Here is a 15,357-nt window from a genome sequence, read left to right as displayed (position 1 = left end):
CGTTCGCCCGCGGCGGGTGAGGCCGGCCGCGTCCGGCCGGACCTAGCGTCGCCGCGTGACGACTCAGGTGCCACAACCCGCCCCGACCCCGGACGACCTGCCGGCGAACGGGTCGCGCCTGCGAGACCGGGGGCTGCCCCGCGCACTGGTCGTGCTGCTCGGGGCCGCGGCCGTCGTCGTCGTGGTGGCGGGCATCCAGGCGGTCGCCTGGTTGATCGGCCCGGCGTTCATGGCGCTGATCATCGTGATCGCCGTCGCACCCGTGCAGGGCCGGCTGCAGCGCCGGGGCTGGCCGGCCTGGGCCACGACGCTGGTCCTCGTCGTGCTGGTCTACGCGGTCCTGGTCGTGCTCGCCCTCGGGATCATCGTCTCGATCGCGCGGCTGGCGACGGAGGTGCCGAAGTACGCCGCGCAGGCCGACGGGCTGGTCTCGGGGCTGACCGCGAAGCTCGCCCAGCTCGGCGTCGGGCCCGAGCAGCTCAGGCAGGCGGCGAGCTCGCTCGACATCGGCAAGCTGGCCGGGCTCCTCGGCTCGCTGCTGGACAGCGTCGCCGGGCTCGCCTCGAACCTGGTGTTCCTGCTCGCGCTGCTGCTGTTCCTGACCGTGGAGGCGGGCGGCGTCCGGCACCGGCTGGCGTCGATCGCCGCCGACCGGCCGCGCATCATCGGCGCGCTGGACCACTTCGCCTGGGGGACCCGGCAGTATCTGCTGGTCACGACCGTCTTCGGGCTCATCGTCGCGGTGCTCGACACGATCGCGCTCGCGCTGATGGGCATCCCGCTCGCGTTCACCTGGGGCCTGCTGGCCTTCATCACCAACTACATCCCCAACATCGGGTTCGTCATCGGCGTGATCCCGCCGGCCCTGCTGGGGCTGTTCGTGGGCGGGCCGGGCCTCGCGGTCGCCGTGGTGGTCGTCTACTGCGTGCTCAACTTCGTGGTGCAGTCGTTGATCCAGCCGCGGTTCATCGGCGACGCGGTGGGCCTGTCGGTCACGGTGACGTTCGTGGCGCTGTTCTTCTGGGCCTGGCTGCTCGGTCCGCTCGGCGCGATCCTCGCGATCCCGCTGACGCTGCTGGTCAAGGCCCTGCTCGTGGACATCGACCCCAAGGCGCGATGGGCGGACGCGCTGCTGCGGTCCACGCCGAAGGAGGCGGACCAGGTCGCCGCCGACGAGGCCGAGAAGGCTGCGCGCAAGGCGGCCCGCAAGGCCGAGCGGGCCGAGCGCAGGGGCCATCGGCACCCCCAGCCCGCCGTGGCCGGGGGACCGGCGTCCGCGGAACCCCCCGCGCCGCCGGACCCGCCCGTCCCGCCGGAGCGCACCGACCCGAGGGTCACGCCGTGAGCCGCGGGGCCGGCCGCCCCTGAGCGCCCGGCACCGAGCGCCGTGTCGTGGGCACCCGGTCGAAGCCCTGTCGTGAGCCCTGTCGTGAGCCCTGTCGTGAGCCCTGTCGTGAGCCCTGTCGTGAGCCCTGTCGTGAGCACCGAGTCGTGAGCCCTGTCGTGAGCCCTGTCGTGAGCACCGAGTCGTGAGCACCGAGTCGTGAGCACCGAGGCGCTGCTGCTCGCGTGCTCCGCGATCGTCCGGCCCACCGCGCTCGCCGCGCTGTTCGCGATCCTGGCCACCCGGGACCCACGGCGGCTGCTCACGGCCTACCTGGTGACCGGGCTGGTGTTCGCCCTCGCCGTCGGTGCCCTGGTCGTCGTGCTGCTGCAGGGTCTCAACGCCCGCACCTCGACGACGACGAGCCGGCCGGTCCTCGACCTCGTCCTCGGCGTGGCGGCGCTCGCCTACGCGGGGGCGGCCTGGGCGCGGCTGCCCTCGCCGTGGCCGGTGAGCCGGCAGAGCGAGCGGCGGCCCGACGAGCCGAGCTGGATGCAGCGACGGCTGCAGGCGCTCACGCTGACCGGTGCCGCCGGGGCCGGCGTCCTCACCCACCTGCCCGGCCTGACGTACCTGGCCGCGCTCAACGCGATCGTCGCCTCGGCGTCGGACGTCGTCGACGGCCTCTTCCAGGTCGTCGTCTACAACGCGATCTGGTTCAGCACCGCGATCGTCGCGCTCGTGCTCGCGGTGCACCGCCCGCACCTCGCGCGGGAGCTCCTCGAGCGGCTCGTCGGCTGGATCCGCGCCCGCCGCCGGCCGATCACCGTCCTCTTCTTCGGCGGGCTCGGCTGCTACCTGCTCGTGACGGGGATCGTGGAGCTGGTCGCACGCCCTTGAGCTCCCGCCCCCGCGTCGTCCACGCAGCGCTCGCGTCGGTCGCGCGTGGTGTCGCACGAACGGGTGGACGGACTCGGGCAAGGTGACCAACCGTGGTTCCACCGACCACACTGGCCGGGCAGACCGGCGAGGCGGGCAGGGGGTTCGACGGGTGAGCACGCACAGGGCGTCGGGCAGCGGGAGCGGCGGTTTCCGGGCCGCCGGGCAGAAGCCCCCTGTCCCGTACCAGCGGGGCGCCTCCGGCGCGTCGGCCCCGGCCGGTCCGCCGGCGACCGTCGGCGAGCAGGCGGCGCGCGCCGGGTGGGCGCCCGCACCGCGGCCGTCGCCCGCGCACACCCCGCCGCGCGGCCAGCGCCTCCCCACGGCCGGTGACGGCCGGGCGCTCACCGTGCTGCGGATCGTCACCTACGTGCTGACCTCGCTCGCGAGCCTGCTGTTCATCGCGCTCGTGGTGTACGGGTACCTGGTCGTCCAGGACGTGGTCACGACCTTCCCGCGGATCTTCGCGCCGGGAAGCTGACGGGCCGCCGGGCCGGGACGCGCGGGCGCCCGCGGCACTAGGCTGCGCGCGTGGACGTCCTGGACGAGTACAGCGGGCACACCGACCCCGGCGGCGCGGCGATCCGGCGGAGCCTGGGCCCGCTCACGATCAGCAAGGTGTCCGTCGGCCCGATGGACAACAACGCCTACCTGCTGACCTGCACCGCCACCAACGAGGCCCTGCTCGTCGACGCGGCGAACGAGCCGGAGCGGATCGCCGACCTGGTCGGGGCGGAGGACGGCAGGCCGGAGCTGCGGCACCTGGTCACGACGCACCGCCACCACGACCACTGGCAGGCGCTGGGCGCGGTGGCGGGGATGTTCCAGACCCGGCAGATCGCCCACCCCCTCGACGCGCCGGAGCTGCCGATCCCGATGGACGAGCTCGTGTCGCAGGGCGACACCGTGGAGTTCGGCGAGATCTCCCTCGAGGTCATCCACCTGCGGGGGCACACGCCTGGCTCGATCGCGCTGCTCTACCGGGGCCCCGACCGTCCGCACCTGTTCACCGGGGACTCCCTGTTCCCGGGCGGGCCGGGCAAGACCTGGTCGGCCGAGGACTTCACCTCGCTGATGAACGACCTGGAGTCCCGGGTGTTCGGCGAGCTGCCGGACGACACCTGGGTCTACCCGGGCCACGGCGACGACACCACCCTGGGCAGGGAGCGCCCCTCGCTCAAGGAGTGGCGCGAGCGGGGCTGGTAGCCCGGCCTCGGTTGCTCAAGCGCTCGTTCGAGCGCGATCCTCGAGACACTGCTCGTGCCGGTGCTGCCGGAGCAGTGGCTCCACGGCCCGACATCGAGCGTCGAGCGGATGTGCGCGCCGAGCGGCGACCACACCCCGCCCGGTCCTCGCACACCCGTCCCGGCCCGGTGTCGCATCCGGAACGATCGCCGCACATCCCGTCGACCAGGTGTGCGGCGCTCCTCGGGGTGTGCTGGCGGGTGCTGCTGATGGCGCTCGTGAGCGGCGCCGCCGCGTCGCTACTGACCGCCGGCACACCGGCTCGGGCCTCGCACACCCGTCCCGGCCCGGTGTCGCATCCGGAACGATCGCCGCACATCCCGTCGACCAGGTGTGCGGCGCTCCTCGGGATGTGTCAGCGGGCCTCGGCCGATCCCCGCTGTGAATTCCCGGCCGACCCGAGCGGATCCGCGTGCAGTGCGGCGCCACACCCGCTCGGTCGTCCCACGGGCCGTCGACCGGGTGTGCGCCGGACTCTCCGGGTGTGGCGCGGTGCAGGAGCGGGTGTGTCGGGCGCGGCCGGGTGTGGGAGGCGCTCGGCCGAGCCGCCTCCCTCCCACACCCGCAAGCCCTCTCGTCCGGTTCAGCGGTGGCCTGGGCGCCTGGGCGGGGGCCGGCGCACCGCCGTCGAACATGTGTGCGACAGTGGTCACCTGGTCCGGCGGACGCCGCCGGGAAGCACCGGGCGGTCCGTGGCGTTGAGCCGGGTGGCCGAACGGGGTCCCGACGGCGGCTGCGGCGCCGGTGAGCGTGCCGGCGGCCCGTGGTCGCCCGGCGCTCGCCGGTGCGCACCCGCCGACCGGGACCCCCGGGCCGGACGGGGGGCGCGGTTTTCTGTCGGGCCCCCGGCCTAGCATCGATCGCGGGTCCCCGGTCTGCCGCGGACCGGGCCCGCCGATCCCCGGTGACCCGATAGGAGGCGCCCTCGTGGCACAGGTCCGCACCCCGCACGACGCTCCCCGGCTGGTCGTGCGCGGCGCGCGCGAGCACAACCTGCGCGGGGTCGATCTCGACCTGCCCCGGGACAGCCTCGTCGTCTTCACCGGCCTGTCCGGGTCCGGCAAGTCGAGCCTCGCGTTCGACACGATCTTCGCCGAGGGCCAGCGCCGGTACGTCGAGTCGCTGTCGGCGTACGCCCGGCAGTTCCTCGGTCAGATGGACAAGCCGGACGTCGACTTCATCGAGGGCCTGTCCCCGGCGGTGTCGATCGACCAGAAGTCCACGAACCGCAACCCGCGCTCCACGGTCGGCACGATCACCGAGGTCTACGACTACCTGCGGCTGCTCTACGCCCGGGCCGGCGTGCCGCACTGCCCGGTCTGCGGCGAGGTCATCGAGAAGCAGACTCCGCAGCAGATCGTCGACCAGGTGCTGGCGATGGAGGAGGGCAGCCGCTTCCAGGTGCTGGCCCCGGTCGTCCGCACCCGCAAGGGCGAGTTCGTCGACCTCTTCACCACCCTGCAGGGCCAGGGCTACTCGCGTGTTCTGGTCGACGGCACGGTGCACCAGCTGAGCAACCCGCCGAAGCTGAAGAAGCAGGAGAAGCACGACATCGCGGTCGTCGTCGACCGGCTGTCGGTCAAGCCGAGCGCCAAGCAGCGGCTCACCGACTCGGTGGAGACTGCACTGCGCCTGGCGGACGGGCTCGTGGTGCTGGACTTCGTCGACCTCGGGGACGAGCACCCGCACCGCGAGCGCCGCTTCTCCGAGCGGATGGCCTGCCCCAACGGGCACCCCCTCTCGCTCGACGACCTCGAGCCCCGCACCTTCTCCTTCAACTCGCCCTACGGCGCGTGCCCCGAGTGCTCCGGGATCGGCGTCAAGAAGGAGGTCGACCCGGAGCTCGTCATCCCGGACCCCGAGCTCAGCCTGGCCGACGGTGCCGTGGCGCCGTGGAACACCGGGCACACCGCCGAGTACTTCGGCCGGCTGCTGTCCGGCCTCGCGAAGAGCGTCGGGTTCCGGATGGACACGCCGTGGCGCATGCTGCCCGCCGAGGCGCAGAAGGCCGTGCTCCATGGCAGCGAGGACCAGGTGCACGTCCGGTACCGGAACCGGTACGGCCGCGAGCGCGCCTATTACGCGAACTTCGAGGGCGTGATCCCGTTCCTCGAGCGCCGGCTGGACCAGACCGAGTCCGAGTCGCAGCGCGAGCGCTACGAGGGCTACATGCGGGACGTGCCGTGCCCGGCGTGCAAGGGGGCGCGGCTCAAGCCGGAAGTCCTGGCGGTCACGCTGGCGCACCGCGAGCAGGGGGACCGGTCGATCGCCGAGGTGTCGGCGATGTCGGTGGCCGAGTGCGCCGAGTTCCTCGGCGGGATGGTGCTGGACCAGCGGCAGGCGATGATCGCCGGCCGGGTGCTCAAGGAGATCCAGGCCCGGCTGGGCTTCCTGCTCGACGTCGGGCTGGACTACCTGTCGCTCGACCGCGCCGCGGGCACGCTGTCCGGCGGCGAGGCGCAGCGCATCCGGCTGGCCACCCAGATCGGGTCCGGCCTGGTCGGCGTGCTCTACGTGCTGGACGAGCCGTCGATCGGCCTGCACCAACGGGACAACCGCCGGCTGATCGACACGCTGACCCGGCTCAAGGGGCTGGGCAACACGCTGATCGTCGTGGAGCACGACGAGGACACCATCCGCGCCGCGGACTGGGCCGTCGACATCGGTCCGGGCGCGGGCGAGCACGGCGGCCAGGTCGTGCACTCCGGGCCGGTGGCCGAGCTCGAGGCGCACGACACCTCGCTGACCGGGGCGTACCTGTCGGGCCGGCGCAGCATCCCGGTGCCGGACGTGCGGCGCACGCTGGACCCGGAGCGCAGGCTCACGATCGTCGGCGCGCGCGAGCACAACCTGCGGGGGATCGACGTCGACATCCCGCTGGGCGGGCTCGTCTCGATCACCGGCGTGTCCGGGTCGGGCAAGTCCACGCTGATCAACGACATCCTGGCCACCGTGCTGGCGAACAAGCTCAACGGCGCCCGCCAGGTGCCCGGCCGGCACACCCGGATCACCGGGATCGAGCAGCTGGACAAGCTGGTGCGGGTCGACCAGTCGCCGATCGGGCGCACGCCGCGGTCCAACCCGGCCACGTACACCGGTGTGTGGGACAAGATCCGCACGCTGTTCGCGTCGACCACCGAGGCGAAGGTGCGCGGCTACCAGGCCGGCCGCTTCTCGTTCAACGTCAAGGGCGGGCGCTGCGAGGCGTGCTCCGGCGACGGCACGATCAAGATCGAGATGAACTTCCTGCCGGACGTGTACGTCCCCTGCGAGGTCTGCAAGGGCGCCCGGTACAACCGGGAGACCCTCGAGGTCCACTACAAGGGCAAGACCGTGGCGGACGTGCTGGACATGCCGATCGAGGAGGCGGCGGAGTTCTTCGCGCCGATCACCTCGATCAGCCGGTACCTGACCACGCTGGTCGACGTCGGGCTGGGCTACGTCCGGCTCGGGCAGCCGGCGCCGACGCTGTCCGGTGGCGAGGCGCAGCGGGTGAAGCTGGCCAGCGAGCTGCAGAAGCGGTCCAACGGCCGCACGATCTACATCCTCGACGAGCCGACGACCGGCCTGCACTTCGAGGACATCCGCAAGCTGCTGATGGTGATCAACGGCCTGGTCGACAAGGGCAACACGGTCGTCGTCATCGAGCACAACCTCGACGTGATCAAGACGTCGGACTGGGTCATCGACATGGGGCCCGAGGGCGGGTCCGGTGGCGGCACGGTCGTCGCGCAGGGCACGCCCGAGGAGGTCGCGGGCACCGAGGGCAGCTACACCGGCCTGTTCCTCAAGGACCTGGTCGTGCCGGCGGCACCGGTCCGGCGACCGCGTCGGAAGAAGGCCGTCGCGGCGAGCTGAGCCCTGCCCCAGCCGGGCCGCGTGCCCGGAACCGCTCCGGCGGTCCCGGGCACGCTGCGTTCTCAGGTGTCAGCGCAGGGTGAGCGGCTGTGTCGTCACCCACCCGTGTTGCACAAGCGCGACCGACCGGCATCACCGCCGTAACACCTGCGAAACCGCGACGAACCGGGATCTTCCTAGATTCGGTGGGTCGGCGCGTCGGGGCCAGAGCGTCGACCACCGACAGAGGCACCGGTGCGCCCGCAGACCGTCCCTCCCCAGGACGGCGACCGTACGTCGTAGGAGAACGCCACATGACGCTGCTCGTCCCGCCGCCCCACCAGCGCCCCACCGGCCCGAGCACCAGCCGGCGCGGCTTCCTGCGCCTCGCCGGCCTGGGCGTCGGCGTCGGTGCCGCCGGGGTGGCCCTCGCCGCCTGCGGTGGCGGCGGCTCCGGGAGCGCCCCGGCCTCCGGCGCGGCCTCCGCCGCCCCGGGCCAGTACGGCACGCTGGCCCTGCAGCTGTCCTGGATCAAGAACATCGAGTTCGGCGGCGAGTTCTTCGCCGACTCGAAGGGCTACTACAAGGAGGCCGGCTTCGACTCGGTCGACCTGGTGACCGGCCCGGTGGACAGCGCCGACGCGCTGGTCCTGGCCAAGAACGTCGACGTCGGCCTCTCCGCGCCGGACGCCACCGCCCGCTTCATCACCGAGCAGGGCGCGCCACTGAAGATCATCGGCAGCACGTTCCAGAAGAACCCGTTCTGCATCCTGTCGATGGAGCAGGGCACCCCGATCCGCACCCCGCAGGACCTGATCGGCAAGCGGCTGGGTATCCAGGCCGGCACCAACCAGCAGATCTTCGCCGGGTTCCTCAAGGCCAACGACATCGACCCCGGGCAGGTCCAGCAGGTCGTCGTCCAGTACGAGCCGACCCCGCTGACCGAGAAGAGCGTCGACGGGTTCATGGCCTACACGACCAACGAGCCGTTCCTGATCAAGGCCAAGGGGTTCACCCCGGTCACGCTGCCCTTCGCCGACAACGGCCTCCCGCTCACGGCCGAGACCTTCGTGGTCCTGCAGGAGACGATCGACAACGAGCGCGACAAGCTCAAGGCGTTCCTGACCGCCGAGATCAAGGGCTGGAACGACGCGGTGGCCGACCCGGCCGGCGCGGCGAACCTCGCCGTGAACACCTACGGCAAGGACCTCGGCCTGGACGTCGCCGGCCAGACCGAGCAGGCGCAGGCGCAGAACGAGCTCGTCGTCAGCGAGGACACCAAGGCCAACGGGCTGTTCACGCTCACCCCCGCGCTGCAGGACAACATCGTCAAGGCGCTGGGCAACATCGGCATCACGATCACCGCCGCCGAGCTGTTCGACATGACGCTGCTCGACGAGATCTACAAGTCGGACCCGGGCCTGATCACGGCCTGACCGGACCGGCACGAGCGAGCAGCGGGAGGAGGCGGCTGTGACGGGGACACCCCTCGACCAGCACGCGGGCAGGCTGTCCACCACGGATCCGAAGGCGGATCCGCGCGCGGCGACCGGCATCAACATCCAGGGCCTGGAGAAGGTCTTCACGATGGGGCGCCGGTCCGTGCAGGCGCTCGCGTCGACGAGCCTGGGGACCACGCAGAACTCGTTCCTCTCGCTGCTCGGCCCCTCGGGCTGCGGCAAGTCGACGATCCTGCGGATCCTGGCCGGGCTGGAGACGCCGACGGAGGGCACCGCGCTGATCAACGGCCGGTCCACCCGGGAGATCCAGCGCGACCACCAGCTGGGCATCGCCTTCCAGGAGGCCGCCCTGCTGCCGTGGCGCAGCGTCGCGAGCAACATCCGGCTGCCGCTGGAGGTCGCCGGCATGACCCCGGAGCCGGGGCTGATCGACGACCTCGTCCGGCTGGTGGGGCTGTCCGGTTTCGAGAAGGCCAAGCCGGCGCAGCTCTCGGGCGGCATGCGGCAGCGCGTGGCGATCGCGCGCTGCCTGGCCGTGCAGCCCACGGTGATGCTGCTCGACGAGCCCTTCGGCGCGCTCGACGACATGACCCGCCAGCGGCTGAACGTCGAGCTGCTGCGGATCTGGACCGAGCGCCCGGCGACCACGCTCATGGTCACCCACGGCATCTCGGAGGCGGTCTTCCTGTCCGACGTCGTGGCCGTCATGAGCCCGCGGCCGGGGCGGATCGCCGAGGTGGTCGAGATCGACCTGCCGCGGCCGCGGCTGCCCGAGCTGCAGCGCACCCCCGAGTTCCACGAGTACGTGGACCGGCTCTCCGAGATCCTGTTCGGCCGCGGCGGGGCCCCCGTCGACGCGCACTGATGGCGGCGCCCACCGTCTCGCCCGTCACGCCCGCGGCGGCACCGGAGGAGGGCGGGCGGTTCGCCGCCCTCCGCGGAGCACCGCCGTGGGTGGGCGGGATCGTCGGCGTGGTCGTGATCATCGCGGCGTGGTGGGTGGCGTCGCTGACCCTGTACCAGGGCAGCGGGGCGATTCCGACCCCGCCGTCCGTCGTCGCGAAGTTCTTCGACGGTGCGCAGTGGTCGGCCACGCTGAGCAACGCCGGCGGGACGGTCGGCTCGGCCGCCCTCGGCTACCTGTGGGGCAACCTCGCGGCGATCGTGCTGGCCGTGATCGTGCTGCTGGTGCCGCCGCTGGAGGCGCTGGCCAACCAGATCGCGGTGGTCAGCTACTGCATCCCGCTGGTGGCGATCGGCCCGGTGATCGTCATCGTGGCCGGGCGGGACGCGCCGTCCGGCGCCTCGGTCGTGCTGGCCGCGATGAGCTGCTTCTTCACGACGACGGTCGGCTGCCTGCTCGGGCTGCGCGCGGCGCCGCGCACGAGCATCGACCTGATCAGGGCCTACGGCGGCAGCACCTGGACCGCGCTGCGCAAGGTCCAGCTGATCTCCGCGCTGCCCAGCCTCTTCGCCGCGCTGAAGATCGCGGCGCCGGCCGCGTTCCTCGGCGCGATCCTCGCCGAGTACCTCGGCAGCGGCGGCGACTCCACGCTCGGCCGGGCCATCATCGCCGCGCAGTCCCAGTCCGACGCGCCCCAGCTCTGGTACCTCGCGCTGGTCAGCGGGATCATCTCCGGCCTCGGCTTCGTCGTGGTCGGGCTGGTCGCGAAGCTGGTCACGCCGTGGACCACGGGCGCCGACGTCCCGGCAGGAGCGAAATGACCGCCACGCCGACGACCACGCCGCGCACCGCACCCACGGGTCGGGCGGCCACGACGGCGGGGGGCGCCGCGACCACCCGTGCCCTGCTGCGGCGCGCCGGGCGCGCCGGGGTCACGATCGTGATCGCGCTGCTGGTGCTCGGCCTGCTGTGGCAGGTGCTGCTGACGGTGTTCGACGTGTCGTCGTTCGTCGGGAAGTCGCCGCTGAACGTCGTGCAGTACCTGTTCTCCGACAACCCGCCCCGCGGGGTGCGGCCGGCTTCGATGAGCGCGGAGCAGGCGCGGGCGGACAGCTTCGGCGCCCTCGGCACCACGCTGCTGAACGCGCTCATCGGGTTCGCCGCCGGCATGGTCGTCGCCACGCTCGTCGCGATCGGGTTCGTCCTGTGGAAGCCCGTCGAGTTCGCGTTCATGCCGATCGCGATGCTGCTGCGCTCCGTGCCGCTGGTCGCGATGGCGCCGGTGCTGCTGCTCATCTTCGGGCAGGGCAAGGTCGGGATCGCCGTGATCGCCGCGATCGTGGTGCTGTTCCCGGTGCTGGTGAACATCGTCGTCGGGCTGAACTCGGCCTCGCCGCAGTCGCTCGACCTGATCACGGTCAACGGCGGGTCGGCACTGACCGCGCTGGTCAAGGTCCGGATCCCGTCGGCGCTGCCCGAGTTCCTGGCGTCCATGCGGATCTCCGTGCCGGGCGCGATCGTCGGCTCCATGCTGGCCGAGTGGCTGGTGGGCTTCGCGGGCATGGGCGGGGTGCTGTCCGGCTACAAGGGCTCGGGCAACTACGGCGGCGTCTGGACCATCGTCGCGCTCGCCGTGATCGCCTCCATCGTGCTCTACGAGCTGGCGACCATCCTCGAGGCGGCCGTGCTGGCCCGCTGGGGCCCGAACGCCGGCGTCAGCCCGGGCTGATCACTCCGCCAGCTGCCGGTACGCGGGCCGGAGCAGGTCCCGGACCTTGTGCCGGCGCACCTCGATCGGCAGCTCCGGCACCTGGTCGAGCAGCGCGCCCGGCTCGGGCTCGGCCGGGGCGAACCGGGTGAGGTCGAGCTCGCCCGCGGCGTAGAACGCGTCGAGCAGCTCGCCGAGGGGACGCGCGGTCTCCTCGGGGACGGGCTCGGGCGCCGCCGTGCTCCCGCGGCGGCGGCGCAGGTTCGCGAGCAGGGTCTCCCGGTCCCGCCCGCGCAGGGCCAGGACCTCGAACGGGTCCGCGTCGAACCGCTCCGCGAGCAGGTAGAACACCGCCGCGAGGTGCTTGCACGGGACCGTGCCGTCCGGGCAGGTGCAGTCCATCGACAGGTCGCGCTGCGAGGTGGGGAAGAGGGCCAGGCCGAGGCCGGCGAACAGCTCCTCGATCTCCGGGGGCATCCCGCCGGCGAGCAGCGTGGCCGTGTACCACGCGTCGTCCGCCAGGGCCTGCTCCGCCCGCGCCCAGTCCTGCTTGCCCCACGCGGGGATGCCGATGCGCACCTTGTACGGCGTGGGCCGGGTGCCCTGCACCAGCGCGACGACGGCGCCCGCGTCGACCTCGCAGGACACGATCTGCCCGGAGCGGGCGTAGTTCCGCCCGCGTGCCATGCGCCCGCCGACCCCGAGGGACTCCAGCACGGCGATGAAACGGGCCGACCACCAGGTGCGGGCGACGGTGCCGCGGGTGGAGTGGATCTGGATGCCGCCCTCGACGCGCAGCGGTCGCCGCGGCACGTCCTCCTGGGCCCAGAACGGCTGGTCGCTCACTCGTCCGCCACCGCCTCCGCGCCCAGGGCGAAGACCGACCGCAGCTCGCCGGTGGACAGCTCGGTGAGCCACCCCTCGCCGTCGCTGATCACCATGTCCGACAACGCCTTCTTCGACTCGATCAGCGCGTCGATCCGCTCCTCGACGGTGCCCGGGCACACGAACTTCCGCACCTGGACCGTGCGCCCCTGGCCGATGCGGAACGCCCGGTCCGTGGCCTGCTCCTCCACCGCCGGGTTCCACCAGCGGTCCAGGTGCACGACGTGGTTGGCCGCGGTGAGCGTGAGCCCGGTGCCGCCGGCCTTGAGGGACAGCAGGAAGATCGACGGGCCGTCCCCGGACTGGAAGCGCTCGACCATCGCGTCCCGCTGCTTCTTCGGGGTGCCGCCGTGCAGGTGCAGCACCTCCTGGTCGAAGCGGGCGGTCAGGTGCGGCACGAGCATGGACGCGAACTCGGTGAACTGGGAGAACAGCAGCACCTTGTCGCCCTCGGCGAGGATCTCGGCCAGCAGCTCCTCGAGCCGCGCGACCTTGCCGGAGCGCCTGCCGATGGGCGAGCCGTCGTGCAGCAGCTGGGCCGGGTGGTTGCAGACCTGCTTGAGCTTGGCCATCGCGGCCAGGACGTTGCCCCGCCGCTGGATGCCGACCGAGTCCTCGATCTTCTCCATCATGTCGTCGACGATCGTGCGGTAGAGCGAGGCCTGCTCCCGCGTGAGGTGGTACTCCTGCCTGATCTCGATCTTCTCCGGCAGGTCGTCGATCACCGTGGGGTCGGTCTTGAGCCGGCGCAGCAGGTAGGGCCGGGTGATGCTGCGCAGCGTCTCCGCGGCCTCCGGGGAGCCGTGCCGCTCGATCGGCACGGAGAACCGCTGGCGGAAACGCTCCGGGGTGCCCAGCATGCCGGGGTTCAGGAAGTCCATGACGGACCACAGCTCGGCCAGCCGGTTCTCCATCGGCGTGCCGGTGAGCGCGATCCGGTGCCCGGCCGTGATCCGGCGTGCCGCCTTGGACGGGGCCGCGTTGCTGTTCTTGATCGCCTGCGCCTCGTCGAGCACCAGGCGGTGCCAGGGCAGCGACTCGAGCTCCTCGATGTCCCGGGACGCCGTGCCGTAGGTGGTGACCACGATGTCCGTGTCCGCCAGCCGCTCCCGCAGCGCCTCGCCGCGCGGACGGGTGGGGCCGTGGTGGGCGTGCACCCGCAGGTCCGGGGCGAACCGGGCCGCCTCGCGCTGCCAGGTGCCGATCAGCGACATGGGGCAGAGGATCAGCGTGGGGCCGGGTACTCCGCCGAGGGCCGGGTCCGCACGCTCCCCCTCCCCGTCCACGCGTTCCCGGGCCTCGAGGGCCAGCAGCTGGATCGTCTTGCCCAGGCCCATGTCGTCCGCCAGGCAGGCGCCGAGACCCAGCGACGACAGGAACGCGAGCCAGGACAGTCCGCGCTTCTGGTAGGGCCGCAGCTCCGCCCGGAACCCCGGCGGCGGGTCGAGCGGCTCCAGCGTCCGGTCCGCCGTGCCGCCGAGCAGGTCCCCGATCCAGCCCTCGGCGGCGACCGAGGTGATCGGGAGCGGGGTGTCGACGGTGCCGTGGGCCAGGCCCAGCGCGTCCGCCACGGTGCCGGCGCCGCGGCGGGCGTTCTGCCGGCGCAGGAACTCCAGGCCGCGGGCCAGCGCGTCGGCGTCGACGCTGACCCACTGCCCGCGGATCCGCACGAGCTTGGCCTTGGCCGCGACCAGCGCGGCGATCTCCTCCTCGTCGAGCTCCTCGTCCCCGGCGGCGAGGGTCCAGCGGAACCGCGCGAGCTCCTCCCGGCCGAGCCCCCCGCGGGTGACGACGCCCGGGGCCGGCGGCGAGGACACCGACAGCCGCAGCCCCAGCGGGCGCCGCCCGTTCCACCCGGCCGGGAGCTGCACGCCGAACCCGGCGGCGAGCAGCCGCGCGGCGTCCTCGGTGAGGAAGCGGTGGGTCTCGTCGAGCTCGAGGTCGAGCTCCTCGGGGCGCGCCTGCCGCAGCGCGCCGGTGAGCGGCGGGTAGACGAGCGCCGCCCGGCCCAGCTCGGCCAGCAGCAGCTCCTGCGCGGAGGTGATCAGCCGGTCGGCGTGGCCCGCCCACACGTCCCCGGCCGGGACGACGAGGCTCGGGTCCTCGGTCGACTGCAGCTGGAACTCCAGGACCCAGCGCGTGCCGTCGCCGGTCTGGTCGAGCGGGTCCTCCCCGGGATCGGCGGGATCGTGCAGCGTGCCGACCTCGGCCAGGCGGAAGGTGGCGCGCGCGGGACCGGTCTCCTCGGTGGTGACCGCGTCCCACGGGCCGAGTGCGTCGGCCAGCGTGGCGAGCTCGCGCTCGGCCGCCTCGAACCGCGGGTCCGGTCCGGCCAGGGAGGCGAGCCAGGCCTCGGTGGCCGGAAGCGCCTTCGGCACGCGGCCGCGGCGCGGGGGCACGAGGGCGACGGGCGCGTCGGCGCGGGCGAGGCGTTCGCGGACCGCGGCGTCGACGAGGGTGTCCAGCGCGGCGTCGACCAGCAGCTCGGGGGAGTGGCCCGCGGTGTCCCCGGACCGCCGCTGCTCGGCCCGGGCGATCGGGGGCAGCGCCTCGACGAGGGCGCGACGGGCCACCGCGTCGAGACCCTGGACGACGGGCCGCCAGCGGGCCTCGGGTCCCGGGCGCAGGGTGGGCAGGACGCGCCCGCGGGCGGTGAGATCGTCCGCGAACGCCGCGAGGGCACGCAGGTGGCCGACGGAGGCGCCGTAGCGGACGTCCTCCGCCGGGTCGGTGAGCTCGGTGGGCTCGACGACGACGGCCGGGACCGTCCACGGGGTCAGCGACAGCTCGGCCGACCTCCGCCCGGGCGGTGTCCGGCGCACCAGCTCGGGCGACTCCACCGGCCCGCTCGACCGCGAGGGGAGCAGCAGCGTGATCGAGGTCTGCTTGCCCGGGTGGATCCCGGCCAGCTGGGACGCCGGTACCGCGAAGGGGTGCGGCCGCGCGCTCCGCAGCGACCGGCGCGAGGTGGTCGCCGGGCGCTCACCGTCCTCCGCCCAGAGCACGACGCCCCGGGCGGGGGACCAGAGCGCGTGGACGACCAGCACGGGACCAG

11 protein-coding genes are annotated in these 15,357 nt (G+C 73.1%); 9 read left to right on the top strand and 2 right to left on the bottom strand.

The genetic code is table 11. The features are described 5' to 3' along the window. Positions 1–55: 55 nt before the first annotated feature. The 9 genes from ABD990_RS10975 (at position 56) to ABD990_RS10935 (ending at position 11,438) form a co-directional block, all read left to right on the top strand. Positions 56–1,345: an AI-2E family transporter gene (locus tag ABD990_RS10975; protein ID WP_425569577.1), complete on the top strand. Its 1,290-nt coding sequence runs from the start codon at positions 56–58 to the stop codon at positions 1,343–1,345. Between the two features lie 198 nt (positions 1,346–1,543). Beyond that, the gene (locus ABD990_RS10970) at positions 1,544–2,224 is read left to right on the top strand and encodes a GAP family protein (protein WP_345380231.1); all 681 of its coding nucleotides are present in this window, start codon (positions 1,544–1,546) and stop codon (positions 2,222–2,224) included. 151 nt (positions 2,225–2,375) lie between these two features. Further along, the gene (locus ABD990_RS10965) at positions 2,376–2,744 is read left to right on the top strand and encodes a hypothetical protein (protein ID WP_345380229.1); all 369 of its coding nucleotides are present in this window, start codon (positions 2,376–2,378) and stop codon (positions 2,742–2,744) included. Positions 2,745–2,794: 50 nt separating this feature from the next. Beyond that, entirely contained in the window at positions 2,795–3,469 is a 675-nt protein-coding gene (locus ABD990_RS10960; protein ID WP_345380227.1) for an MBL fold metallo-hydrolase, read from the top strand. Between the two features lie 966 nt (positions 3,470–4,435). Then, entirely contained in the window at positions 4,436–7,366 is a 2,931-nt protein-coding gene (uvrA, locus tag ABD990_RS10955) for an excinuclease ABC subunit UvrA (RefSeq protein ID WP_345380226.1), read from the top strand. A gap of 293 nt (positions 7,367–7,659) precedes the next feature. Continuing rightward, positions 7,660–8,781 (top strand): ABC transporter substrate-binding protein, encoded by a 1,122-nt coding sequence (locus ABD990_RS10950; protein WP_345380225.1) that lies wholly within the window; start codon positions 7,660–7,662, stop codon positions 8,779–8,781. 37 nt (positions 8,782–8,818) lie between these two features. Next, positions 8,819–9,670 (top strand): ABC transporter ATP-binding protein, encoded by an 852-nt coding sequence (locus ABD990_RS10945; protein ID WP_345380223.1) that lies wholly within the window; start codon positions 8,819–8,821, stop codon positions 9,668–9,670. Continuing rightward, positions 9,670–10,530, top strand: coding sequence for an ABC transporter permease (locus ABD990_RS10940; protein WP_345380221.1), 861 nt, complete (start codon positions 9,670–9,672; stop codon positions 10,528–10,530). Before ABD990_RS10945 ends, ABD990_RS10940 begins: the two co-directional genes overlap by 1 nt. Then, complete coding sequence (locus ABD990_RS10935; protein ID WP_345380219.1) at positions 10,527–11,438, top strand: ABC transporter permease; 912 nt, start codon at positions 10,527–10,529, stop codon at positions 11,436–11,438. The genes ABD990_RS10940 and ABD990_RS10935 overlap by 4 nt, the downstream gene beginning before the upstream one ends. Here the strand turns inward: ABD990_RS10935 and ABD990_RS10930 are convergent, their stop codons facing one another. Both ABD990_RS10930 and ABD990_RS10925 read right to left on the bottom strand, forming a co-directional pair. Further along, a complete protein-coding gene (locus ABD990_RS10930; protein WP_345380218.1) occupies positions 11,439–12,263 on the bottom strand; it encodes an SWIM zinc finger family protein in 825 nt (274 codons plus the stop codon). Continuing rightward, on the bottom strand, positions 12,260–15,349 hold the full coding sequence (locus ABD990_RS10925; protein ID WP_345380217.1) for an SNF2-related protein: 3,090 nt from the start codon (positions 15,347–15,349) through the stop codon (positions 12,260–12,262). Before ABD990_RS10925 ends, ABD990_RS10930 begins: the two co-directional genes overlap by 4 nt. Between the last annotated feature and the right edge of the window lie 8 nt (positions 15,350–15,357).

The organism is Pseudonocardia yuanmonensis, from assembly GCF_039542425.1.
Classification (GTDB): Bacteria; Actinomycetota; Actinomycetes; order Mycobacteriales; family Pseudonocardiaceae; genus Pseudonocardia; species Pseudonocardia yuanmonensis.
Note: the sequence above shows the minus strand (reverse complement) of the source record. Positions and strands in the feature narration are given on the sequence as shown.